The 22,578-nt window shown below is 42.8% G+C and carries 25 protein-coding genes and 1 pseudogene; 6 read left to right on the top strand and 20 right to left on the bottom strand.

The genetic code is table 11. The features are described from left to right. The first annotated feature begins 82 nt into the window (after window positions 1-82). A complete protein-coding gene (locus FJQ58_RS20115) occupies window positions 83-1,534 on the top strand; it encodes a SpoVR family protein (protein WP_139996559.1) in 1,452 nt (483 codons plus the stop codon). 160 nt (window positions 1,535-1,694) lie between these two features. Next, entirely contained in the window at window positions 1,695-2,111 is a 417-nt protein-coding gene (locus FJQ58_RS20110) for a DDE-type integrase/transposase/recombinase (RefSeq protein ID WP_162341632.1), read from the top strand. Between the two features lie 11 nt (window positions 2,112-2,122). Here the strand turns inward: FJQ58_RS20110 and FJQ58_RS20105 are convergent, their stop codons facing one another. Genes FJQ58_RS20105 through FJQ58_RS20075 form a run of 7 tightly spaced genes read right to left on the bottom strand, consistent with a single transcriptional unit; the run spans window position 2,123 to window position 7,899 of the window. Continuing rightward, on the bottom strand, window positions 2,123-2,527 hold the full coding sequence (locus FJQ58_RS20105; protein ID WP_420799852.1) for a Na+/H+ antiporter subunit G: 405 nt from the start codon (window positions 2,525-2,527) through the stop codon (window positions 2,123-2,125). Continuing rightward, window positions 2,505-2,786, bottom strand: coding sequence for a Na(+)/H(+) antiporter subunit F1 (locus FJQ58_RS20100; protein WP_139996556.1), 282 nt, complete (start codon window positions 2,784-2,786; stop codon window positions 2,505-2,507). The genes FJQ58_RS20105 and FJQ58_RS20100 overlap by 23 nt, the downstream gene beginning before the upstream one ends. Beyond that, a complete protein-coding gene (locus FJQ58_RS20095; RefSeq protein ID WP_139996555.1) occupies window positions 2,783-3,262 on the bottom strand; it encodes a Na+/H+ antiporter subunit E in 480 nt (159 codons plus the stop codon). The genes FJQ58_RS20100 and FJQ58_RS20095 overlap by 4 nt, the downstream gene beginning before the upstream one ends. Window positions 3,263-3,276: 14 nt before the next feature. Beyond that, entirely contained in the window at window positions 3,277-4,752 is a 1,476-nt protein-coding gene (locus FJQ58_RS20090) for a Na+/H+ antiporter subunit D (protein ID WP_139996554.1), read from the bottom strand. Continuing rightward, the gene (locus tag FJQ58_RS20085) at window positions 4,745-5,083 is read right to left on the bottom strand and encodes a Na(+)/H(+) antiporter subunit C (RefSeq protein ID WP_139996553.1); all 339 of its coding nucleotides are present in this window, start codon (window positions 5,081-5,083) and stop codon (window positions 4,745-4,747) included. Before FJQ58_RS20085 ends, FJQ58_RS20090 begins: the two co-directional genes overlap by 8 nt. A gap of 1 nt (window position 5,084) precedes the next feature. Continuing rightward, window positions 5,085-5,507, bottom strand: coding sequence for a Na(+)/H(+) antiporter subunit B (locus tag FJQ58_RS20080; protein WP_139996552.1), 423 nt, complete (start codon window positions 5,505-5,507; stop codon window positions 5,085-5,087). Continuing rightward, window positions 5,494-7,899, bottom strand: coding sequence for a Na+/H+ antiporter subunit A (locus FJQ58_RS20075; RefSeq protein WP_139996551.1), 2,406 nt, complete (start codon window positions 7,897-7,899; stop codon window positions 5,494-5,496). Before FJQ58_RS20075 ends, FJQ58_RS20080 begins: the two co-directional genes overlap by 14 nt. A gap of 130 nt (window positions 7,900-8,029) precedes the next feature. Between FJQ58_RS20075 and FJQ58_RS20070 the strand changes: the two genes are divergently transcribed. Further along, window positions 8,030-8,716, top strand: a complete 687-nt coding sequence (locus tag FJQ58_RS20070) for a universal stress protein (protein ID WP_139996550.1) — start codon at window positions 8,030-8,032, stop codon at window positions 8,714-8,716. A 70-nt stretch (window positions 8,717-8,786) separates the two neighbouring features. On the opposite strand, the gene FJQ58_RS20065 is transcribed toward FJQ58_RS20070, so the two are convergent. From FJQ58_RS20065 to FJQ58_RS20035, 8 genes are all read right to left on the bottom strand, one after another. Next, window positions 8,787-9,350, bottom strand: a complete 564-nt coding sequence (locus FJQ58_RS20065; RefSeq protein WP_139996549.1) for a tyrosine-type recombinase/integrase — start codon at window positions 9,348-9,350, stop codon at window positions 8,787-8,789. A gap of 557 nt (window positions 9,351-9,907) precedes the next feature. Next, window positions 9,908-10,405 (bottom strand): DUF1854 domain-containing protein, encoded by a 498-nt coding sequence (locus FJQ58_RS20060; RefSeq protein WP_139996548.1) that lies wholly within the window; start codon window positions 10,403-10,405, stop codon window positions 9,908-9,910. 1 nt (window position 10,406) lies between these two features. Continuing rightward, window positions 10,407-12,644, bottom strand: a complete 2,238-nt coding sequence (locus FJQ58_RS20055) for an ABC transporter ATP-binding protein (RefSeq protein ID WP_238404199.1) — start codon at window positions 12,642-12,644, stop codon at window positions 10,407-10,409. A 37-nt stretch (window positions 12,645-12,681) separates the two neighbouring features. Further along, a complete protein-coding gene (locus FJQ58_RS20050) occupies window positions 12,682-13,125 on the bottom strand; it encodes a S24/S26 family peptidase (protein WP_139996547.1) in 444 nt (147 codons plus the stop codon). After that, window positions 13,118-13,396: a PqqD family protein gene (locus FJQ58_RS20045; protein ID WP_139996546.1), complete on the bottom strand. Its 279-nt coding sequence runs from the start codon at window positions 13,394-13,396 to the stop codon at window positions 13,118-13,120. The genes FJQ58_RS20050 and FJQ58_RS20045 overlap by 8 nt, the downstream gene beginning before the upstream one ends. Next, window positions 13,393-14,187, bottom strand: coding sequence for a hypothetical protein (locus FJQ58_RS20040; RefSeq protein WP_238404198.1), 795 nt, complete (start codon window positions 14,185-14,187; stop codon window positions 13,393-13,395). Before FJQ58_RS20040 ends, FJQ58_RS20045 begins: the two co-directional genes overlap by 4 nt. 101 nt (window positions 14,188-14,288) lie before the next feature. After that, window positions 14,289-14,435, bottom strand: coding sequence for a hypothetical protein (locus FJQ58_RS32400; protein ID WP_157265932.1), 147 nt, complete (start codon window positions 14,433-14,435; stop codon window positions 14,289-14,291). A gap of 135 nt (window positions 14,436-14,570) precedes the next feature. After that, window positions 14,571-15,728: a nucleotidyltransferase domain-containing protein gene (locus tag FJQ58_RS20035; RefSeq protein ID WP_139996544.1), complete on the bottom strand. Its 1,158-nt coding sequence runs from the start codon at window positions 15,726-15,728 to the stop codon at window positions 14,571-14,573. A 211-nt stretch (window positions 15,729-15,939) separates the two neighbouring features. On the opposite strand from FJQ58_RS20035, the pseudogene FJQ58_RS20030 reads away from it, so the two are divergent. Beyond that, window positions 15,940-16,122 (top strand): annotated as a pseudogene (locus FJQ58_RS20030) (SpoVR family protein); the annotation flags it as partial. 504 nt (window positions 16,123-16,626) lie between these two features. On the opposite strand, the gene FJQ58_RS20025 reads toward FJQ58_RS20030, so the two are convergent. Both FJQ58_RS20025 and FJQ58_RS20020 read right to left on the bottom strand, forming a co-directional pair. Then, window positions 16,627-17,394: an alpha/beta fold hydrolase gene (locus tag FJQ58_RS20025; protein ID WP_139996543.1), complete on the bottom strand. Its 768-nt coding sequence runs from the start codon at window positions 17,392-17,394 to the stop codon at window positions 16,627-16,629. A 28-nt stretch (window positions 17,395-17,422) separates the two neighbouring features. Further along, window positions 17,423-18,361 (bottom strand): COX15/CtaA family protein, encoded by a 939-nt coding sequence (locus FJQ58_RS20020; RefSeq protein ID WP_238404196.1) that lies wholly within the window; start codon window positions 18,359-18,361, stop codon window positions 17,423-17,425. Between the two features lie 150 nt (window positions 18,362-18,511). Between FJQ58_RS20020 and FJQ58_RS20015 the strand changes: the two genes are divergently transcribed. Further along, complete coding sequence (locus FJQ58_RS20015; RefSeq protein ID WP_139996542.1) at window positions 18,512-19,141, top strand: TetR/AcrR family transcriptional regulator; 630 nt, start codon at window positions 18,512-18,514, stop codon at window positions 19,139-19,141. 826 nt (window positions 19,142-19,967) lie between these two features. On the opposite strand, the gene FJQ58_RS20010 is transcribed toward FJQ58_RS20015, so the two are convergent. Together FJQ58_RS20010 and FJQ58_RS20005 are read right to left on the bottom strand one after the other, a co-directional pair. Beyond that, window positions 19,968-20,273: a hypothetical protein gene (locus tag FJQ58_RS20010; protein ID WP_139996541.1), complete on the bottom strand. Its 306-nt coding sequence runs from the start codon at window positions 20,271-20,273 to the stop codon at window positions 19,968-19,970. 551 nt (window positions 20,274-20,824) lie between these two features. Next, a complete protein-coding gene (locus FJQ58_RS20005) occupies window positions 20,825-21,088 on the bottom strand; it encodes a hypothetical protein (protein ID WP_139996540.1) in 264 nt (87 codons plus the stop codon). A gap of 412 nt (window positions 21,089-21,500) precedes the next feature. Here FJQ58_RS20005 and FJQ58_RS20000 point away from each other — a divergent pair, with 412 nt between their 5' ends. Next, window positions 21,501-21,878 (top strand): ACT domain-containing protein, encoded by a 378-nt coding sequence (locus FJQ58_RS20000; RefSeq protein WP_139996539.1) that lies wholly within the window; start codon window positions 21,501-21,503, stop codon window positions 21,876-21,878. 131 nt (window positions 21,879-22,009) lie between these two features. On the opposite strand, the gene FJQ58_RS32395 is transcribed toward FJQ58_RS20000, so the two are convergent. Further along, entirely contained in the window at window positions 22,010-22,186 is a 177-nt protein-coding gene (locus tag FJQ58_RS32395; protein WP_162341630.1) for a hypothetical protein, read from the bottom strand. Window positions 22,187-22,578 lie beyond the last annotated feature (392 nt).

Genomic DNA, 22,578 nt, shown 5'->3' with positions numbered 1-22,578 from the left:
CTTTGTGCTCTATCGTCATAACCTTGGCCAATCCTACATACAAATGGTATGAATCGTATTTTCGAATGCGGAGGGATGACGGATGACCCAAGATGAGATTCGTGCTTTGGAGCGATCCATCGATGAAATAACAGAAATCGCGCAAGGCTTTGGACTGGATTTTTATCAAATGCGCTATGAGATTTGTCCTGCCGAAATTATTTATACCTTTGGCGCTTACGGCATGCCGACGAGGTTCAGTCATTGGAGTTTCGGTAAAAGTTTCAATAAAATGAAATTACAGTATGATTTTGGCCTTAGCAAAATCTACGAGCTCGTCATTAACTCCAACCCCTGCTATGCCTTTCTTCTGGAGGGCAACTCCCTGATCCAAAACAAGCTCATCGTCGCCCACGTGCTCGCACACTGCGATTTTTTCAAAAATAACGCCCGCTTCGGCGTGACCAATCGCAATATGGTCGAGAGCATGTCTGCTACCGCCGATCGGATTCATCAATATGAGATGGATCACGGCACCGAAGCCGTCGAGAAGTTCATAGACGCTATCCTTGCAATACAGGAGCATGTAGACCCGACACTGATCAAGCCCTACCAGCTCGATAAGAAAAGATATATCGAAATGGTACAAAAAGACAGCCAACGCTCAGAATGGAACATCCCGGCCTCTCAGTATGATGATTTATGGAATCTAGATCCTGACCGAACAGCTGCAGCCGAGGCTGCTGCACAATCTCAAGCTGCTGATGCTAAGCGTTTCCCGCCTCGTCCGGAGAAGGATGTCATCTGGTTCATTGAGGAATATTCGCCTACTTTGCAGGATTGGCAGCGTGATATTCTGTCGATGCTGCGGGATGAAATGCTTTACTTCTGGCCGCAAATCGAGACTAAAATCATGAATGAGGGCTGGGCTTCGTATTGGCATCAGCGCATCATTCGCGAGCTGGACTTGACCAGCGAGGAAACTATCGAATTCGCCAAGCTCAACTCTTCCGTCGTACAGCCGTCCCGCCATACCCTGAATCCCTACTATTTAGGTTTGAAAATATTCGAGGATATCGAGCGCCGCTTTGACAATCCTACTGCTGAAGAGCAGCGCCGCTTCGGCCGCGTTCCCGGTAAAGGCAGAGAAAAGATGTTCGAGGTTCGGGAGCTCGACTCCGACATCTCCTTCCTGCGCAATTACTTAACCAAGGATTTAGTCAACGATCTGGATCTTTATATTTTCGAGAAAAAAGGACCAGAATGGAAAATTACTGATAAATCTTGGGAGAATATTCGCGACCAGCTCGTCTATTCCAAGGTCAACGGCGGCTTTCCCAGCCTTATGGTTAAAGATGGGGACTTCAATCGTGTAGGCGAGCTCTATCTCATTCATGAATATGAAGGTATGGAGCTTGATCTGAAATACGTGGAGCGCACGCTTCCTCATGTTGTTCAGCTTTGGGGGAAAAACGTTCATTTGGAGACCTTTGTAGAGGATAAGAAGATCGTGTTTAGCTGTGATGGGAAGAAGACGAGTCGGAAGTTTGTTTGAGTTACGAGGATAGTGCTTCTTAAATTCTGCTTTTAACAGATACCATGTATAATGTTAATACAAAGAACCCAATCTCATGGTATTATCCCCTTTAAGTAGACACTCAAAAAAAACCTCATGTTATCATGAAGGAAAGAGTGAACTTGGAGGGGATTTTTCTATGGCTAAAAAGGGACAAACATTTAAGCAATATACAGAAGAATTTAAGCTGGCTGCATGGCATTACACGCCCTCGGTCGTGTACCCGAACTGTCTTAAACGCGAATTCCATGCCACAGCACCTTCACAAAAAATGGTCACGGATATGACCTACATTTCCGACGGTACGAACTTCCACTACCTCTCTGTCATTCAAGATCTATTCAACAATGAGGTTGTCGCTTGGCAGTTGTCTACGCGCAACGATGTGCAACTCGTGCTGGATACAGTCGAAGAGTGGACAAGAAAAAGAGACGTTTCAGAAGCCGTTCTCCACTCGGATCAAGGCTTCCAATATACGTCTCAGGCATACAACATGCGCTTAGAAGCATTCGGCGTTAAAGGCAGCCAACTCTCGCAAAGCAACCTGCCTAGCTAACGCATGCTTTTTCATTTTGTCTGATAATTAACTATTTCGACCTTATCTTCTATCCGAGCGATTTCATTCTCCATATAATAGTCCTTCAATTCATCTTGGACGCTCTGCTCTGCTAACGGCACCTTGTCACGATAAGCAGCCCGAGTGATCACATGGGCGGCCACTGGAGCTGTCAAAAACACAAAGAAGATTCCCAAGATAAGGCGGATGCTGAAATAACCGTCAGAAATTAAGAAATACAGCAATGTTCCAACGAGCGCACACAGCACGCCAAGCGTAGAACTTTTAGATGCAGCATGAGATCTTGTGTACACATCAGGTAACCGCACAATTCCAATCGCGCTGAACAAGCTGAAAATGGCTCCTATGAGAATAAGGACGGCCCCGATTATTTCACCGCTTACGTTCAATAACAACACCTCTTTCAATAAATCTGGCAAAGGCAACTGTTCCGATAAATGAAAGGATTCCGATCAGTAGTATGAGGTCAAAAAAGGCATGTGTGTGCAAAAGCACGGAGAAAACGGCAGTACTGGCTATCAGATTAATACCGATAGAATCCAACGCTTGAACGCGGTCTGCACTGGAAGGCCCTTTTATAATCCGATATAAATTCGCTAATATGGCCAACGCTAAAATACATAATGCAATGACCAACACCGTCTTAAATATCATTTTCTCGTCACATCCTTTATCGCTTTTTCGAAAATAGATTTTGATTTTAATACAGCATCCTTAGATTCAGGCATGTTCAGACCGTGAATGTACAGTACCTTTGAATTAGGGCTTACCTCCATAATGACTGAACCTGGCGTTAAGCAAATTAATAAGGATAGGAGCGTAATCTCCAAATCCCCCTCCAAATCCGTTTCTACCTTGAAAATTCCCGGCTTAACATCGATTTTAGGGCGGAGAACATGCTTCACGACCATCATCGCAGAAATATTCAGCTCATGGATAAACAGAATGAACAGCTTGCCAATTGCGATTAGCGTAAACAGATAAAACGATGTTTTAAAAAATCGGCGGATGCACAATAAAATAAATAGACCTACAAAGTAACCGCTGATAAAGTTTAATATGCTCATATCCTCTTGCAGAAACATCCACAAGTAGGCGATGAATATGTTGAGTAGCACCTGAACGGGCATGGCTGTTTCCTCCTTTATTCAAACACGGCCTTAATATATAAGCTTGGATTCAACAATTCTTCCGCAGCTTGGTCTACGTAACCCGTAATCGCCTCCGCGCCGACTCCCAGTGCAACACTAGCCAGCGTCAACAGAGCGATCGGAAACAACAAGCCTTTCGTCGTCCCCTTCTCCTCATCTACACTTAGAGTCGTTTCGCCCCAGAAAGCGTTCATAAACAATTTGATCATTGAATACAAGATGAGCAAGCTGGCCAACAGCCCAATTGCACCCAGCCAATAATAACCGGATTCAAAGACGCCTTGCGTCGTAAATACTTTACCAAGGAAACCACTTAACGGCGGAATTCCAACCATAGACAAAGCTGCAATGAAGAACATCCAGCCTAATTGAGGGTGAAGCCGAATTAAGCCGCTAATTTTCCTCAAATCGCTTGTACCTGTGAGATGAACAATCGTTCCCCCAATTATAAATATAAGCCCCTTAATCAGGATGTCATGAATTAAATAATAAATGGAACCCGTTATGCCTGTAGTTGTAAAAGAGACGAGTCCAGCCATTATAAATCCGACACTTATAATTACGTTGTAGGTTAAAATTTTTCTCAAATCCCAAAAACCGATCGCTCCAAGTCCGCCTAAAACCATCGTAATTGCAGCTAGTATCCCGATAAACAGATGGGTAATCTGCGGTTCATGATAAAAGATAAGTGTAAACATCCTGAAAATAGCATATATTCCCACCTTAGTGAGCAACGCTGCGAAAATAGCGGCGATTGCCGTTGGCGGTACGCTATAGGAGCCTGGCAGCCAGAAGAAGAGGAGCAAGCCCGCCTTCATCGCAAATACAATCAGGAATAACAAGGCGACGGTCGTAATTAGCCCATCCTGTCCGATCTCTGCGATCCGTTGTGATAAATGGGCGAGGTTCAATGTGCCCGTCATCGAATATAAATAGGCAATCCCAATCAAAAAGAACGCTGACGCAATAATATTCGTAAATATATACTTCAGCGATTCGCGAAGCTGCTTCTGAGTTCCCCCTAGTGAAATGAGTACATAGGAAGCAACCAGAAACATTTCAAAAAATACATATAAATTAAACAAATCCCCTGTCAAGAACGAACCATTGACACCTGTAAGCAAAAACAAAAATAACGGATAGAAATAAAGCTTTTCTTGTTTTCGACCAATCGAGGAAAAGGCATAGATCAGACAGCCTACTGCGACAATTGAAGTAGCCAAGAGCAGTAAGGCGCTGAACATATCACCCACGAAGCTAATGCCGAAAGGCGCTTCCCAGCCGCCTAGCTGAATCGTTTGAATACCGCTATCTTTGATCTGATTCATCAGTAGAATGGCAACGACGACAGTGGCTAGCAAGGCAACTAGACTAAGAATCCGCTGAAGATATATATTTTTCTGGAATATTATAAGAACCATACCAGTCATCAAAGGAATGATAACCGGTGCGATCAACAAATTATTCATGCTCATTTCCCCTTAATTGCTCCATGTCATCCGTCCCGAAGCTCTTATAGGCACGGTAACTTAGAACGAGTACTAATGCTGTTACGGCAAAATTAATGACGATCGCAGTTAATACCAAGGCTTGAGGAATTGCATCTGCAAAGCCTGCGGCCTTCTCTCCCAGCAGCGGGGCGCTCCCCTTCTTCAGCCCGCCAGAAGTAATGATCAACAAATTAACTGCGTGACCCACAATCGACGCTCCGAGCACAATCCGCAGCAACTGCTTAGATAGAATCAAATAGGTTCCAATAGAAATTAAAATACCAACTAGTATGACCATTAATGTCTCCATATTAACGATCCTCACTTATGCTTAGAATAATATTGACGGCTGTGCCTATGACAGCCAGAGCGACTCCAGTGTCAAAAATCAGAGCAGATGCGAGCTCGGTATCTCCAAAGATCGGCAAATCTACATGACCGAAGGTCTGAGTTAAAAAAGGTTTGCCGAATATTACGCCAGCCATTCCGGTTCCAATCGCAATCAGCACGCCAAGCGCTGAAAGCTTCTTGAAATCAACTCGTATATTTTCCCTGACCTTATCGACTCCGAAAGAAAGATACAACAGGACAATAGCCGATGACATGCTCAGTCCCCCGATGAATCCCCCTCCCGGATGATGATGACCGTTCGAGAATAAATAGATCGAAAAGGTCAATATGATCACAGCAGCTACTCGGGTTACGGTTTTCAATATCACATCATTCGTTTTCATGTTGTTCCCTCCCTTTGGAACGCTGGTGAACTAGTACATATACACCTAGCCCTGCAACGGCCAACACGGATATTTCAAGCATCGTATCGAAGCCGCGGAAATCCACCAATATAGCGTTAACTATATTTTTGGCGCCCGCCAGCTCAAAGGCATTTTCAAAAAACGAGGTAATCGGTTCAAACATTTTATGTCCATTCGCAGACAAAGCAAGCAAGGTCACCGTTAAACCCATCGCAATCGATATAATCAGGTTCGTCAACTTGAAAGGAATCCGTTCGATCTGTTTTGTCAACTTCGGTAAATGGTAGAAGCACAGCAGGAACAGCAGCGTACTCACTGTCTCCACCACCATTTGCGTCAATGCAAGGTCTGGAGCTCTAAAGATCACGAAGAACATCGCAACCATATAGCCTACCGCGCCGAGCGCAACGATAGCCACGATTCGATTGCCGGCAAGCAAGACCGTACCAGCGGCAATCACCATGGCAAGCACTAGTCCTACATCAAAAACACTAATGGCTGCATCATTAGAAAAATCGAACCGGATACCATAAAGCAGCAAAAGCGAGCTTAGCAATACAATGACAAAGAATGCAAACGTGTAAATCAGATAACTCCTCAGCGAGCCTGTCATATATCCATTCGTTAAGGATGTCGAGAATCTCTCCGTACCGGATAAGCCCTTATTGTACCAATGGTTCAACGTTAATCCTTGTGGATAATTACGCATAGCCTGAATCCATCGCTTCGATGATTTGAAGAAAAGGAGACCGACAACAATAACACCGATTGTCATCACGAGTTCTAGATTCAACCCGTGCCATACGCTAATTTTCAGGTCATAGGAAGACATCTCCGTCATCGGCAACATTGAGGTTAATGCCGGTGTAAGAATGTATTTGCCCAATACATTAGGGAAGAAGAAAATGAAGATAACGAGCAAGCCTAGAATGATTGGAGAAAACAACATACCCCAAGGCGCTTCATGCACAGTTCGCGTCAGTTTTTCGGGACGATATGTTCCTCCAAAGGTTTTAAATATAAAAATCATGCAGTACACAAAAGTAAATATACTAGCTATCCAAGCAATGATCGGAAATAGCAATCCAATCTTGCTCAAGCCGAAAATTCCAGCCTGGGATACCTCATTTACTGCCGCAAAAAACATTTCCTTACTCAAAAAACCGTTAAACGGCGGTAATCCCGCCATTGATAATCCGCCAACCAAAGCGATTGTGAACGTGATTGGCATCACTTGCATCAAACCGCCTAAGTAGCGAATATCCCTCCGACCTGTCTCATGGTCAATAATACCGACGACCATGAACAAGCTTCCTTTAAAGGTCGAGTGATTAAACAAATGGAACAACGCCGCAAATCCAGCTACCCCAAAGACGGTGCCGCTGTCACTGGCTCCAAAATAGACTGCTAATGAGCCGACTCCTAGCAGACACATAATCAATCCCAATTGACTAATCGTAGAATAAGCTAACATCGCTTTTAGATCAGTCTGTCTAAGCGCTGTCAAAGAGCCATAAAGCAGCGTAATGAGTCCAACTCCAGCTACCAGCCAGAACCATACGGAGCTGCCCCCAAAAATCGGAGTCATGCGAGCAACCAAATAAATGCCAGCCTTGACCATCGTAGCCGAGTGAAGATAGCTGCTCACCGGAGTTGGTGCTTCCATCGCGTCCGGCAGCCAAATGCTAAATGGAAATTGCGCTGATTTGGTGAAAGCACCCAACAAAACGCAAAGCATCGCAGGAATAAACAACGCATGATTTTGGATGACATCCAGGTTAGCAAGTATTTCACGAATGCTGTAAGTATCCGCCATCATGATCATCATAATAAATCCGGCTAACAGACCGAATCCGCCAAGGACAGTAATCAACATCGCCTTTAAGGCGCCTTGGCGCGAGCTCTTGCGCTCGTACCAATAGGATATCAGCAAGAAGGAAGAAACGCTGGTTAACTCCCAGAACCCATACAGGACTAAGAGGTGATCCGAGAATACTAATCCCAGCATGGCACCCATGAACATCAGCAAATAAATATAGAAATTATGGAGAGCCTCTCGAATCTTAGACATGTAATATATTGAATAAACAATAACTAATGCACCGACACCGCTGATGAGCAGACCGAATAACAGACTAAGCCCATCCACATAGAAAACAATATTCATATCAAGAGAAGGAATCCAAGATAAGGTGTATTTATAGGTGTCACCAGCGGCTACGCCAGGTATATACTGCAATAAATAGATAAAAATAGTTAGAGGCACAACTAAAACGAACCATCCCGTATGCACCAAGCGGTTGAAATACTTATACAGTAAGGGAACAAACAATGCACTGATCAACGGGAGAAAAATAAAGGTATAGAACATAGTGAAGCGCACTCCTCCTTGTTTAAGAATTCTGCTTCTTTACCTGCGTATTGACTCTTTACGAAACATCCACTATAGTCTTACATAGTTTAATCGAGTCCAACTAATGCATTGAGGTGAAATACTTAAAATGAATAACAACGTTTATAATGAGAGCATTCTTGTTTGCGTGTATTATGGTCCCAATAGCGAAAGATTAATCAAACGTGGCTGTGCAATTGCCAATCTGATGAAAGCTCCACTTTATATACTGACCATTGATCCGAAGCCATTCGACGAATTGGATGCTGAGAAATTGTTCTATATCGAACAATGGAAAGAATATGCCCACGCACATACTACGGCCCAGTTTGTTATGAAGGACAATGAAAACCGCCCTGTCTATAAGGTCATTTCAGAAGTGGCCAGAGATAACAACATTACACAGATTATTCTTGGTCAGACGGCACACAGCCGATGGGAACAAATAACGAAGGGATCTATCATTAATTCCTTAGTTCGCGAGATCCCATTTGTCGACTTGCATATTGTTTCCGTTGCCCGTTATATTCGGGATGAGGAAGGTCTTTATGAAAAAGGAATTCGAGCCTATTTGATTAAAGATGGGGAGCAATACAAGCTAAGCTTCAATCATGAGAAGCAAACCGATTATGAAGGCATCTTCTTCAAAGAAGTCGATACTGATTTCGATAACGGACTTTTCCGGTTTATGAAAGATGCTGCAACTTTACACGTTCAAGTTATTGACGGAATTGTAACTGAATTAAAAAACATAGATATTCATGCAGCGATGAATCTTGACGACTCTAATAATTAAAAGAGAATAAAGCAACTAACCTTCTCTGCATGTTAATGTGGAGATTTTTTGTTGTTCCAACACAGATCATTTATAAATTTACATCCACTTTAACGGTTCTCTTCTCCGTCTTGTCGATTCCCAGATACTTTAACGTTTCCGCTGTGGAATGATGATGCAAAATCGACTTTAGGATGGAGATGGCAACCCCCCTATAATACGCATGGTAACCAAACGTCTTTCTTAGCGTATGGGTGCCGATTTTCTCTAATATTCCTACCTCCCTTGCCGAATGGTTAATAATTCGATACGCCTGCTGACGGGTAATCGGACGACAATCCTTTTTGGATTTGAATAAATAATCCTCTGATTTCCAATCATTATTTGATAAATACTCGAATAGGATCTCCCCAACCTTGCTGTTTAGGTAATAAGCCTTTTCCTCTTCTGTCCTTTCATCCTTGATATAAAGATATTGCTTAGCATTCTGGCCATCCCAAACGTCCTGTACAGTAAGATTGAGCAAATCAAGAAGACTAATCCCGGTATTAATTCCCAATACAAAAAGCAAAAGATCCCTTACAGAGTGTTTTCTCAACTCATCTTTCATCGCTTGTATGGTTTCTAAGTCCCGAATTGGATTAACAAATTGCACAGAGAATCCCTCCGAATAATGTTACTTAACTTAAGGTTAACAGATATTAAGTAACATAACAATTAAAAATCACTTTGTTTTATAAAAAAATATAAACGGAAAGTATATCTAAAAATCAAACCCCACATAAAGAACTTTTCAATTGAACATGATACCCAGTCAGATAAGAACCTAATCAACAAGCTGTGGTACTCTTTAATATTCTAGAGTCAATTTGTATCCTCAGGGGAAGCTCACCCATTAAAAGAACTCATAAAACAGCAAAAATCCACTACCTCATGCGGTAGTGGATTGAGATGATGGAGGCGATGGGGATCGTCCCCCTTTATATACAGATTTTTTTCTCAGTACATTATCCATACAAAACCTTCTTCTTAAAGACTCTTTTTTTCCTCCTTTGATAAGCGTTACTGAGCAAGTTCCCCTTATGTATCTAATTATAGCAACAGTTTCAGAATTGCTACTTTTCCTGTCTTTATTAAGCGCATCCATTCCACTTCAATTAATTGGCAGTAATTCTCTAGTAAATGATCATTTTTTATTTCGCTCTATGTTATTCAGATCAGCTTCTTCCAATATTCACGGCTTTGGGCATCCATCTGCTCCGGATCGGACAGCTCGAAGCGACGTCCTTCATTGTCCGTTACTATCCAGCGGCTGTCCGCTACAGGTTGGATATTTTCATGGAGGGTATCCATGACTAATGCTGCCGGGCCATAGTTCGTATCGACCTGCAAATGCCACTCGCTGCCTCTTTTTCTAACGGCCAGAATTTGTGTAATGTTCGGGATCATATAATATCGGTCAAGCTCCTCTCGTACCGCCTGAAAGCTATCTTCCGCGAGATGCTTCACATCCTGTATCATTGCAACTTCATGCCCTTCCGCAGAGCGAACCGAGATGAACCTATCGGGCATTGAATATGGAAAACTGCGAATAAGCGTTACGCGGACAAAACCCTTACCTTCCTGCTCCAAATGCAAACTACCGTCAGAAGCTCGGAACAAACGGATTTTACTCAGCTCCGAATGGCTTAAAAAGAACAACGGGTTCATCTTATACGACCTCCGATGGTATTTTCGCCGTTTGTTTTTGCGATTCTACCAAACGATAATAATGTGTTTGTTTCGCGTAAAGCTCTTCATGCGTCCCCATTTCAACAATGCGGCCTTGGTCGAGGACTACAAGCCTGTCTGCATGGCGTAGAGTGGATAGGCGATGGGCAATCGCGATGGTGGTTCTTCCCCGGATTAAGCGAGTTAAAGCTTCTTGAATTAGCCGCTCTGTCTCCGTATCAACAGATGCCGTCGCTTCGTCTAAGATCAAAATCTCCGGATCCAGCAGAAGCGCTCTCGCAATTGCGATACGCTGTTTCTCCCCGCCCGATAAGCGGTGTCCGCGTTCCCCAACGCGCGTGTCGTAGCCTTCCGGCAGACGACAAATAAAATCGTGTGCATTCGCGGCGTGGGCAGCTGCGATAATGGTCTCCGGTAGACTATCCGGACGGCCGTAGGCTATGTTCTCGGCAATCGTACCGTCGAACAAAAACGTTTCCTGAAGCACGACGCCAATATGCTTCCGTAGACTCTCCTGCCGGATATCTCTCAGGTCGTGTCCGTCAAGCGCAACGCTTCCAGCATTCGGGTCATAAAACCGGCATATCATGTTTATGAGAGTCGTTTTCCCTGCACCGGAGCGGCCAACCAGCCCAATCATTTCACCGGAACGTATGGTGAGGTTAATATCTTTTAGCACCGGTCGTTCTACCTCATACCCGTACCGTACATCATGAAAGCGGATCTCGCCAAAAACGGAAGAAAGCTCCACCGCGTCCTGCTTATCAGGGACATCAACCTTTGCATCGATGATTTCGAGAATCCGTTCAGCCGAGCCAAGCGAGCGGTTAAGCCAGCTTAATAGCTGCCCGGAAGCTTGAACAGGCCCGAAGAACATGAGCAAATAGGTCGTAAAAGCAGTCAATGTTCCAATAGACATGGTGCCAGACATGACCGATCGTCCTCCCAAATACCACACAGCGATACCGAACACAGCCGTCAGTACCGTAAAAATTGGAGAAACGCCAAGCCACAGGTTACCAAAGGAAATCGTACGATTGATCCAATGATCATTCACCTTGTCAAAGCGGTTTTTCTCGGCATTTTCCTGCGCAAAGGCTTTGATGACCCGAATGCCTTGCAGCGCTTCGCCAATTACATTGTTGACATGCAAAGCGGATTGCCATTGCGAATACCAAAGCGAGCTCAACCTCTTCCACAGCCAATAAAATCCGGCAAACAAGAATGGGGTCGGAATCAGAATCATCGCTGCCAACTGCCCATTCAGATGGAATAGCATAAACAGGATGCCTACGGCGAGCAGCATCTGCGTCACTAGATATACCATGCCGTTCGTCAAAAATTCTTTCAATTCATCGGTATCCTCCTGGATGCGGCCGATAAATTGAGAAACCTGGCGGTGATCGAAGAAGCGCATCGAAAGCTTCATTAAAGCGCCAAACATATCCCGGCGGATCGCCCCTACCAGTTTCCCTCCTATTCGAACGCCAAGGTAGCTTCGAACGACATGCATCGCTGCAGATAATACCTGCACAAGGGCCAAACCGCTCGCCAAGGCAAAAAGCATGTTCAAGCTTCCTGACGGTTTGGCCACTTCATCCACAATCATTTTGATTAAATAGGGGGGGATTACTTCAATAAATACCGATAAAACAAGCAGCAGCGCGCTTACCAGCATGGGGCTTCGGTAGGGGGTACAGTACGCCGCCAGCCTGCGCAGCATAGTCCATTTACTGCTTCTGCAGTTTAAGCATCTGCTTGTACCGGGAGAGGCGGGTTTGTGGCATTTTGAGCATCTATTCGATTCCGTGCTTTCTTCTATAGCTTGGAAGGTGTGACCTCCAGCTTCATCCCTTTCCGCCAGCCAGTCCCTAATCGTGGGAACCGCCTGTCGGAAAGACTCGATGTACGGAAGCGAGAATCTCGCAGCTTCTATCTCGCCTTCACCGGTTATAATAAAAAACGATGCTCCGCCGAAAGCCTCGCGAACGGATACATCGATTATCTTTTTCTTATGGAAGGTCATGATGGTTTTCCCGTGCCCGTCCACCATTTCCATAGTCAACTTTTTAAAAACAACCTCATATTGCCAAAATCTTCGTAGGGTGAAATCCACATCCGCCCTTAAACGGAGCCATGAATTGTCCGTATCCTGTCGCTTGACTGCGACGCCGTTAACAGGTTTACCAGCTTCCTGCTTCGCGTTCTCCGTTTTCAATTTAAAATACTCCTTTGTCAATATCACTCTCCGGCAGTTACATGTAATGCTCGTTTCTTTCTGCGCACCATCGAATCACTTTGTGCCATTTCGGTACACGCAAAGCCAGTGCGGCAAGCAGCCTGGATTTCCAGTGATTCGCAGCTTGAAAACGGCTGTTGCGGCGAACGCCTGACCATCGTCCCAGAATGTTTGTGAACGGTACGGGATCATCAGTCTCAAAGCATGTATCTCCCTTGAAGATAAATAATTCCTTTAAGCCGTCCAGCTTTACGGTGTACAGTCGATGTCCAATTAAAGTACCTTGGTCTGTAACAAATAAACAAATATCACCAAGCTTCAATTCTTCCCGTTGCACGGATTGGAATGTGCTTACGCTACCTTCCTTTATTAAAGGATACATGCTAATACCCGCTGAGGGCAGCTCGATCTTTCCGGTACGCTGGATTACTGCTGACATGACTGTTGCCAAATCATGCATGTATGAGCAGTCCGGCCTCAATTAACGTCTCAACAAACGCCTGAATGTCATCAAGGACAACTTCTATCTCAACTCCATAAACAGTATGTACTTTTTCGGCCAACTCAGTGATAGTTGGATATTCAGGAAGAATCGACCATATGAAGCCTCCAAGCTCGTTCACTTTCGTGATGGCGTGGGTATCAATGTTCAGCAGCAGCCACTCGCCATCGAGCTCAGCAGTCTCAATATTTTCCCGTCTCAGCAATGTTTGACCTGCCAGTATCGTCATGATATCACTCCCCAAAAGGTATCGTTTTTCTGAAAATACAGCTCGTAAGCCGGTACGCCTTCTACCGCCTGCTTGCAAAGCGCAATCATTTTTGCCGTTTCCAGCTTGTTATGCTCCCAATAAAAAACTTTATCCAGCAACGAAATCATTGCGTCGCCTTTGCGGATACCTACTCGTTTTACATCCTGCGATTGAATTAGAAAATGAATGCCTGCCAAAGGGCTGCTTGGAAACTCGCAAGCTTCTTCCATTTCGCTTCGAAATGGAGAATCATGGATGGTGATTGAACCATTCGGTTCAAACAACAGGAACGTTGCCTCATCGGAAAGAATGGGACGGGGAACGGAAAGAGCAGCTACCGTCGATTTGCCTGCTCCCGAAGGACCGGCGAACATCCAAGCGCGTTCACCCTCCACCACGCATGACGAATGGATGAGAAGTCCTGCGCACCGATGGATCAGCCAGGCGCTGTAGAGATTAATTAAGGCGTGCTTAAGTGCAAGGTCATCGTGAACAAAAATTTTTGCTTGGCTGTAATTTGGTGTTGTGACCAGCTTATAGTCCGCACGGAGATATACATATTCGCCGCCGTTCTCTTGAATCACAACCGGACCATCGTCAAAAGGCTTACCGTAAAAGTCATAAACCTCTACTTGAATGTCAGGTGCTTCAAGATTTCCTCTTGCTTCAAAGGAACGAAAACGCGCGGACAATTCATCATATAAAAAAGTCGTTTGAATTTGAAAAGCGATCGAACTCCTGCCGACCTGTGTATGCAATGTGTACATCATTATGCACCGCCCGTTCTTCAGAAGTTATTCCTGAGAAGAAAAAGGGAGCAAACACAATCGTTAGCTCCGCTTCCCAGATAAGACCTATCATTATTTTCTAGTTAGCCACCGATATAATGCCTGCAAAACATAGGTTTGAAATTACGTTTTTGGCACCATTCGTAGCCGCCGACTTTATCGCTTGGTCTAGCTGTTCCAAATTCGACAGTATGCTGTGTAAGCACTTTAGGAGCTTCATATTTTTTCATTTCATTCACCTCCTTTTAAGGAATTTATGCCATATTATAGCGGCAGTCAATGATACTTATAAAATTTAGTAAAATAATACTATGAAAAACTATATTTATACCTGCTTTTTAATACATAACATAAGAATATTCGGTTTAATTCTTCTTTTGTTTGGCACGAATGGTTCTTATCCATAATTGAAGTCTTCTTTTATAGATTTTGGCATAAATTTTGCTCATCGGCTCATTCGAATCCGGGACGTCTGATCTATTCACATACTTTAATAGGTCCAAGGCATAATCTCTTGGCGGCAACAGTAAATAACGCAGATGTGCCCACTGTTGTTTAACCGAATCGTAGGCGACAAAGGCAGAAAACAGATGAAAGCCATAAAATCGCCAGTTTCTGATCCCGAATTGGGCATTTCGCATCAGTTCAATATTCCAAAACGGCCAGCGTCTCCGTATGTTCAGCGGCTTGGTTTCATGCAGCTCGGGAAATAAGTCATAGACAATGGTCAGCGCAATTAGTACTTTGGCATAGTTCCCATCGCTCTTTGCCTGAGCAAAGAGCTGGCCGTAGTCTATTTCTGCGCAGCAGCATCTCAGGACATGCACAATATCGATAACATACTTCAGTGATAGCATATTATGGTTATAGCCATGAAGACATAGGTAATAAAAGGTGTCCTTAGCCGAAAGCTCCTTCACCAACTGATAGGGAGAAATCAGTTCTGCATCCATCCAAAAGCTGCTCATGTCCGTATCCGAGACATGCTCGCGCAATATATTCCAATGCAGTTCCACTCCGAGCAGCGGGAAATCCTCATTCGCATAAAATTTATTCAACAGCATATGGAAATGGTCTGCATCGTCTTCGATATACCGGATAAACTCATGGCCCTCCAATAGGGCAACCGCCTTATCCAAATCTTCTAGGCGTACAAGCAAATCGATATCGGATGTTCCCCTGCCCGAAAAATGTCCAAAAAAACGTTCAGACAAACGAATACCCTTCAGCACGATCACTTGAATTCCTGAACGCTCAAACGCGTCGAGAAGCTTGTACATCTCGGAGCGAATCAGCATATTTTGAAACAAGACAGCATCCACGCCAGATTTAAGCCTGCTTCGGTACTCGGAAGGCAAGGCTTCCAATAAACTGCCGCTCTTCAATAAATAATAAACTTGGGGAGCGACTTGAAAAATATCGATATCGTCAATTGCTGCTTTAGCCATCTCCTCAGAATCAAATAACGGATGTTGGCTTTGATAGATCCGGCTTATAAGCGTTACCGCTTTCGAGTGATTCATGAGCCGCTCCCTTCACTTTCGTTATAAAATAGTTTCGAAATTATCATGTCGTTTGTGGGGGTAAGCGCATGAAGCTACTTGTGAAATTTTTCTAATCCTCGAAGACAATCTGCTATCTGGTGCAAAGATAAATCTCCTGTCGTCACCGCGCAGTAATAGCATTTCACCATCTGTTTTTGAATAAAAAATAAGTATTATCAATGTATGATCAATTAAGGCGCAATCGCAGGCTGCTGATGCTTGTCCGGAGAAGGAGATCATCTGGATCATTGAGGAATATTCGCCTACTTTGCAGGATTGGCAGCGTGATATTCTGTCGATGCTGCGGGATGAAATGCTTTACTTCTGGCCGCAAATCGAGACTAAAATCATGTATGAGGGCTGGGCTTCGTATCGCCAAAGTGCTTAGGTTTCGGGGCACAAAAAATAACCGGTCGAGAGTATGTCTCGCCGGCTAATTGTGTTTGTTATTATAGACTGAATAGCGTATTCATAGGCACTTGTAAATCTTTAAAATTCTTAGAACAAACAACCGTGAGATCAGGTTGAGTGACATGATCGGGTGATTGATAAGTATTACCCAATTATTAGCAGTGTTTCACCTATCTCAAAAATTCTGATAGTGAGTTCAATAATGACAAACTAGGATATGAGGAAATTGAAACTTCGGGAAAACTTTCAATAAATGGACAATTCTATCTACTATCGTTTATTGCTCATAATCAGGCATAAAATTCACATTGATATTAATTAAAAAATCACTTTCAACCTTATAAATCTGACCATTATGGTCTATTGGAAGCAAGGCAACAATAGATTGAAAAACTAAACGACATGAAGGCAGCCGATTGATGATGGCTGCCTCCATGTCGTTATTGCACATATCCTTTAGGTTGTGTTAATTATTTTTAAATTGCTCCATCCAATTCTGCATGGCATCAATAACCTTCTCCAACTGGTCATCTTCTCCGATTTGAGGATCACGATCTCCCTTTTGCGGGCCGTAGGATCCGAATTGTCCGTGATTCCCGCCATCGATTGAAACATATTCCGTTAACTCGGGAAGATTGGCTTTTGAACTTTCCCATACCTCAAGATTGAGCACCGCGTCAGAAGTACCTGTAATTTGCAGCGCCGCAAGGTCAGTATCGGCAAGGCTTCCGCTCTCATCGGCATACGAAGCTAAGAAGTAGATGCCTGCCAGTTGATCGCTGTGTTCTGAAGCATATCTAGCCGCAAACGCGCCTCCAAGCGAGTGACCACCGATGACAAAGGATTCGCCCGGATGCTCCTTCACGAAGGAATCGGCTTTGCTTTGCCCGAAAATAGCCAGATTAAGCGGCATTTTTGCAATGTATACACGGTGACCTAACTTAGCAAGCTCGCTTGCAAACGGCGAATAACTGCCCGGCTCAACTAAGCCGCCAGGATAAAAAATAATATTGGGCTGCATGATGCTTCCATCCGCAGGCTCGAATGTATACCCGTCTTTCCCCTCTGTTACGTTTACCTCGCTGTTGCTTTGCAATGCCGACTCCGCTTTAGTGCTTGGTGCGTATGTTTGAGATTTTAGATACAGGAATGATCCGGCGGCAACAAGCGCGATGAGGACGAAGCCCGCGAGCAGGATGCGCAGCCATATACGTTTTCGTTTTGTCTTTGTCACTGAGCAGCTCTCCTTTGAATAACTTTTATTATTTTTCAGTTGTTGTAGGCTTGGAAAGCCTCCATGTCAGATAACTCATGTAGGCAAGCATGCCAAATAGTACAGCAATAGTGGTCATATGGGCTAGTACAACGAACATGTATAATTCCGGACGGTTAAGCGTATACAGCATGCCTACGCCAGTAAGAACTTGGAACAAAATGAGACCAACAGCAAACTGGGCTTGCATCATCAATTCCCGATTGCTCTTGTAATACTTGTAAATCCAATACCACAATATGACAACCAGCAAAACCAGCAGCATACCGGCGATCCGGTGAGTCAATTCAATCGTTATCCCTCCTGCCAATTCCGGCAGCCGACTGCCTGTGCAAAACAATCCGGTACAGGAACCTGCCGAATCGGTATGACTAACAAATGCGCCGGTATAGACTACCAGATACGAATATACGGTCAAGCACCATACAAAATAGCGAAATGCCTTGCTTGTCCTCGGCATTTTCTCGAATTTCGCAAGTCCCCGTGCTTTCTGTTCTTGTCTCGAGCCAAGACTCGTCATTAAAGAGCTTGCTAAAGCGATAAAGGCGAAGCCCAAATGGAGCGCCATCACGGGGGGAGATTGTGAAAATACGACTGCTAATGCCCCCATTGCGCCTTGAATAATGACAAAAACCAGTGTTAATGCTGCAAAAAATTGCAAATCTTTTCGCTGCTTTAAATACACTAAAAAAGTTAGGAGAGTAGCCACGGCCAAAATGCCTGCTGTCGTACTCACCAGCCTATGCGTGTATTCGATGACGGAAGCTAGCGTATGAGCGGGAACAAATTTCCCATGACACATTGGCCATTCCGTGCCGCATCCCAGACCGGACTCTGTTCTGGTGACGATGCCACCTCCAAATGTCGCGAAAAACATAAACAGCGTTGTTGCGTAACTAAGCCATTTCAACCGAGTAATCGTTGCCAATATTTTTCACCTGCCTATTCTTGATGCAACCATAACCATTTTCATCGAGGAGATACTTTGATCTCATTAATTATATTTACCGGTAGGTAAATTATCAAGATGCTTTTGATTAAAATGATGAATTGTCATAAAATATTCATGGAGGTAGTTATGATAAAAAAACACTCGCAACGTGCGCCAGGTAGACCCAAACATGCAAAAGATGATCCTTCCATACGGGAAATGATTATTAAGACTGCATCCAAACGTTTTATGGAGTATGGGTACGAGTCTGTGTCGCTGCTGCAAATCGCCGAAGAATGCCAAGTGTCCAAGCCTGCTATTTATTATCATTTCACTAGCAAACCGGAATTATTTAAAGTGGCAGTTACAACCGTCTTAAATCAAGTCCATAGACATATATCTCGTATTCTACAGGAGGCCGAACACCTCGAAGACGGATTGGTTACAGTAGCCGAAGCGCGGTTAACCAATCCCCATGCCGAAATCGAAACGATGCTGAGAGAAGCCGAGCCCTTTTTAAATGAGGAACAACTAATGGAAATAAGACAATCCGAACATAGCATCTACCAGTTATTAGCGGAACATTTTCAAACGGCAATGGACAACCATGTGCTTAGAGTCAACGATCCTATGCTTCTGGCACAAACCTTCTCCGCGATGATGCTGCTGGGGAATCAAAAAGACACCCTTCTAAAATACGAATCCAATAGGGCATTGGCAAAAGAAGTGGTTGGAATCTTTCTGCGAGGCACATCCAATACGGGTAACAAAAATTGATCGGATCCAATTATGGAGCCTGTATTTGTAATTAGAGCTAGGATGAATGAAATAAAACAGCAGTTCCCTCCATATGAAGGGGCAAAGGGATTTCCATAACTAATTTTGAGGTTATACTGTACGTGTTTACGTCTGCAATAGTTATAACATGTAGAGCTTTTCTTAATCCACCGCGATAATATCAAACGAGCGCCGTAGCCCTTACGGCGCTTTATTAGTTTCAGTCGTTTATGATCCCAACCTATCATTCAGATACTTTGAACCAAATGCTATCAACCGCCAAAAGTACAAAAAAAAATCACATGTCGGACTCACATGTGGTTGTAACGCTAGATATTTTTTTCTTTTCTTTGGGATATTTTCGAACACTTAATTGAGTTTTATCCTCTACTCTCCACCACAGTCCATCATCATAATAAATTTGATTTGCCCAGAATTCGCAAGTTTCATGATAAATCATATCCTCACTACTTGATAAATCTAAACCTTCCCAAAACTGACTGATCCGACCTATCGCCTCATCTTCAGAAATTTGGAACTGCTCGACCATAAGCTGCGCTATCATTAGACTAAATATTTCTGATTCTAAGCTTGTCTTAAAATTAAAATTCCCCTTCGTGACAATCACTCCTTAGATTATTTTAATAACTCCCTTTTTCAACATACCCTTTACTAATTTCATCGGACAATTCCTGATTATGAATACAGCTACCTGATCTACAATCGTTTATAAAATTACTCAATTCAAATAAATCAATAAGATTCCTACCATTGTAATCTGCAGTTTGGTTAAATAAAATTCTTTCGATTTAGTTAGTGCCCCTATTCAATAACTCTGTACTTTCAGAGAAAAATCATCTAATAATTGATAAAACCTATCAAATGCTTCTTCATCATTAAGAGAGAAAGAGATAATAATATCTGCCCAACTATGAGTTGTATATAAATTAAAACGCCTTTGAATATATTCTTGAAATTCAGCAAGAAAAAAACAATTAGGTTCTTTATTTATTTCATTATGATAGGCTATATAACCATTCAGATATGCATGAAGTAGAAGTAAAGATTTTTTCCCTATATACATTCCTGGTCTTTGTCTCATCTGCTGTATTTTTTTATAGAGTATATCCATGTTCTTCCTCCCAATTTGTACTTAATCTAGTTATGGTCCTGTTACCGACAACATGAAAATCGCTTAACCAATTTTGTTCAACTCCCTAAGAGTCATGATATAATTCATGATCCTATATTTATCCTCTTCCATCAGGCAGAACATGCTATAATTCCAAAGAGAGGTGATATCATTGAGTGGTTTCTTAATCGTTGTTATAATTTTCGCGGTGCTATTAGGTGTATTCAAAAAGAAAAAGCGGTAAAATTTCGATGCGCGGTGGTGTCTATACATCACCACAAGTTCCTCAATATTCAATATGTTGTATCGTTTTACTTCGATTTACGCTTTGCAACGTTGAATCTTTCCCTGACGGCAACCCAAACTGCTTGGTTTTGGGGTGAAGCTTAACATATGAAAGATGGAGACAATGTACGCTTACGAGGATATCCTAGAAATTCAAAAATAGGTAAAGTCCAGAAAGTATTATGGTTACTTATTATAATGTATATTTTAGATTAACTAATATTAAGTTAATAAGCCGCTACATGGAATATTGAGACAATATCTCACTAATCTGCCAACGGATCAATGAACGGATTTGGTACATATTCCACTAAAGATACCTTTTCCTTTTCCTTGTTCTTGATCGAAAGATACTCACGCAAGCTCATATCTCCTTGCTCTTTCAAAAACTTAATCAGATGAAAATCAGCTGGATAAGCGAACTCCGTCAATACTTGCAGCGAGATATCATTACTGGTTTTAAGGGCTTTATAATCATCTGTATTGGCTAATGATACTTCGACTATTCTTATGAGACATTCATCAATCATTGCGTCGGCACCTGGTTTCATTCCAAGAATTAAAGAATGTGAAGATGATATTCACATTTACGAAGAAACCGGCGAGTTTCCAAAACGCCTGCCCCGAATGATGCAAAATGCGCTTGATTGTTGATCTGTATGCAAAAAAACTCCGGCTACTAACCTTTACATGAGTTTTTACATTTCAGTACAACCGTTTTGTCATCTGGATTCCTTATTCATCGGCAATCGGTACATATTCTTGTCATCCGACAATGATTTAGCATACCTATAATCGTCTCATTCGAGGTCTCCTTTAACTTCCATGTTAATTCTCTTCATTAAGCTAACGAGCGAGCATGTTTGCTCAATGGTATAATTCTTCTTAAGCAGTTGGGGCATAATACCTCAGAATACAAAACTCTAATACAAGGAGACCATTATGAATCTAGTTATTTTGGACACACAGTTCTCTGTTGTGAAATTGTCACCAACAGAAGCAATCCCTTCCTGGGCGGGAAAAGGAGAATTTTTTTCAATTACACGTACAAATGAAGAACTTTCTATTGTATGTCCTACCTCAAATGTTTCCGATGAACTACTAAAAAATGTTGAACATGATTGGAAATGCATAAAAGTAGTGGGAGTATTAGATTTTGCATTAACAGGTATATTATCTTCTCTGGCCAATCCGTTGGCGGAAAATAATATAAGCATTTTTGCTATGTCAACTTTTAATACTGACTATTTGTTGATTAAAGTTGATTCCACAGGTAAAGCAAAATCAGTATTAGAAAATGCTGGTCATACATTTCTCTAGAGTAGAGGTTACTCAACTAACGTAAGAACGATAACTCAGTCATCTTAAACCAACCGTCTTGAAAAGGCGGTTTTTTCTGTTAATTGATAACAAACAACGAGAAACGAGATTAATGAGAAACTCAATTTATATTACTGCTTATTGAAATCGTTGGTATCTTTTGTTCCATGTATATAACCATTCATATATGCCGATTTCAAAGAAATTTGAAGAACTCGAATGTCACTATCGGTTAAAGTCTCAACCATAAACGTTATAAATTTCATTTCTTTATCAGCACATTCAGCTGCTGCTACTTCCATTTTCATATTTACCCTTCACGCTCCCATGTACGACTTGGTATTCAATATGTTACTTAACTTTATAGCGTCATCACGCGATGGTAAATCCACATCATTCAAATGCAATTAGCCATTGAAAAGTTTCAGTCAGGTATGAATACAACCTAAAAATAAAAAAATAAGGAGCACCCCCCGACAGGTTCTCCTTACGTTGCTTACTTTTGCCCTTTTGCCTACTACATTCTATCAAATCTATTTTTCTAAAAACGAACCGTGATGGAAGACCCGGAAATTTGTTGTAATCTTCTCTAGCATGCGAATGTCTGTAATCACAATATCAGGCTTTACCTTCTGATAATGCTCCCATGCCTCCGTGCCATTTACCACGTCTCCAGCTACATATGTGCCCAGTTTTTGCC

Source organism: Paenibacillus paridis (genome assembly GCF_006345825.1).
GTDB lineage: Bacteria > Bacillota > Bacilli > Paenibacillales > Paenibacillaceae > Pristimantibacillus > Pristimantibacillus paridis.
This window is presented reverse-complemented; position numbering and strand designations above follow the sequence as displayed.

What these genes read in the sequence shown, in the direction of transcription:
- FJQ58_RS20115 (WP_139996559.1), top strand. Translation starts at nt 83, where the DNA reads ATGACCCAAGATGAGATTCGTGCTTTGGAGCGATCCATCGATGAAATA.
- FJQ58_RS20110 (WP_162341632.1), top strand. Translation starts at nt 1,695, where the DNA reads ATGGCTAAAAAGGGACAAACATTTAAGCAATATACAGAAGAATTTAAG.
- FJQ58_RS20100 (WP_139996556.1), bottom strand. Translation starts at nt 2,786, where the DNA reads ATGATATTTAAGACGGTGTTGGTCATTGCATTATGTATTTTAGCGTTG.
- FJQ58_RS20095 (WP_139996555.1), bottom strand. Translation starts at nt 3,262, where the DNA reads ATGCCCGTTCAGGTGCTACTCAACATATTCATCGCCTACTTGTGGATG.
- FJQ58_RS20090 (WP_139996554.1), bottom strand. Translation starts at nt 4,752, where the DNA reads ATGAATAATTTGTTGATCGCACCGGTTATCATTCCTTTGATGACTGGT.
- FJQ58_RS20085 (WP_139996553.1), bottom strand. Translation starts at nt 5,083, where the DNA reads ATGGAGACATTAATGGTCATACTAGTTGGTATTTTAATTTCTATTGGA.
- FJQ58_RS20080 (WP_139996552.1), bottom strand. Translation starts at nt 5,507, where the DNA reads ATGAAAACGAATGATGTGATATTGAAAACCGTAACCCGAGTAGCTGCT.
- FJQ58_RS20075 (WP_139996551.1), bottom strand. Translation starts at nt 7,899, where the DNA reads ATGTTCTATACCTTTATTTTTCTCCCGTTGATCAGTGCATTGTTTGTT.
- FJQ58_RS20070 (WP_139996550.1), top strand. Translation starts at nt 8,030, where the DNA reads ATGAATAACAACGTTTATAATGAGAGCATTCTTGTTTGCGTGTATTAT.
- FJQ58_RS20060 (WP_139996548.1), bottom strand. Translation starts at nt 10,405, where the DNA reads ATGAACCCGTTGTTCTTTTTAAGCCATTCGGAGCTGAGTAAAATCCGT.
- FJQ58_RS20050 (WP_139996547.1), bottom strand. Translation starts at nt 13,125, where the DNA reads ATGCATGATTTGGCAACAGTCATGTCAGCAGTAATCCAGCGTACCGGA.
- FJQ58_RS20045 (WP_139996546.1), bottom strand. Translation starts at nt 13,396, where the DNA reads ATGACGATACTGGCAGGTCAAACATTGCTGAGACGGGAAAATATTGAG.
- FJQ58_RS20040 (WP_238404198.1), bottom strand. Translation starts at nt 14,187, where the DNA reads ATGATGTACACATTGCATACACAGGTCGGCAGGAGTTCGATCGCTTTT.
- FJQ58_RS32400 (WP_157265932.1), bottom strand. Translation starts at nt 14,435, where the DNA reads ATGAAAAAATATGAAGCTCCTAAAGTGCTTACACAGCATACTGTCGAA.
- FJQ58_RS20035 (WP_139996544.1), bottom strand. Translation starts at nt 15,728, where the DNA reads ATGAATCACTCGAAAGCGGTAACGCTTATAAGCCGGATCTATCAAAGC.
- FJQ58_RS20015 (WP_139996542.1), top strand. Translation starts at nt 18,512, where the DNA reads ATGATAAAAAAACACTCGCAACGTGCGCCAGGTAGACCCAAACATGCA.
- FJQ58_RS20010 (WP_139996541.1), bottom strand. Translation starts at nt 20,273, where the DNA reads ATGGATATACTCTATAAAAAAATACAGCAGATGAGACAAAGACCAGGA.
- FJQ58_RS20005 (WP_139996540.1), bottom strand. Translation starts at nt 21,088, where the DNA reads ATGATTGATGAATGTCTCATAAGAATAGTCGAAGTATCATTAGCCAAT.
- FJQ58_RS20000 (WP_139996539.1), top strand. Translation starts at nt 21,501, where the DNA reads ATGAATCTAGTTATTTTGGACACACAGTTCTCTGTTGTGAAATTGTCA.
- FJQ58_RS32395 (WP_162341630.1), bottom strand. Translation starts at nt 22,186, where the DNA reads ATGAAAATGGAAGTAGCAGCAGCTGAATGTGCTGATAAAGAAATGAAA.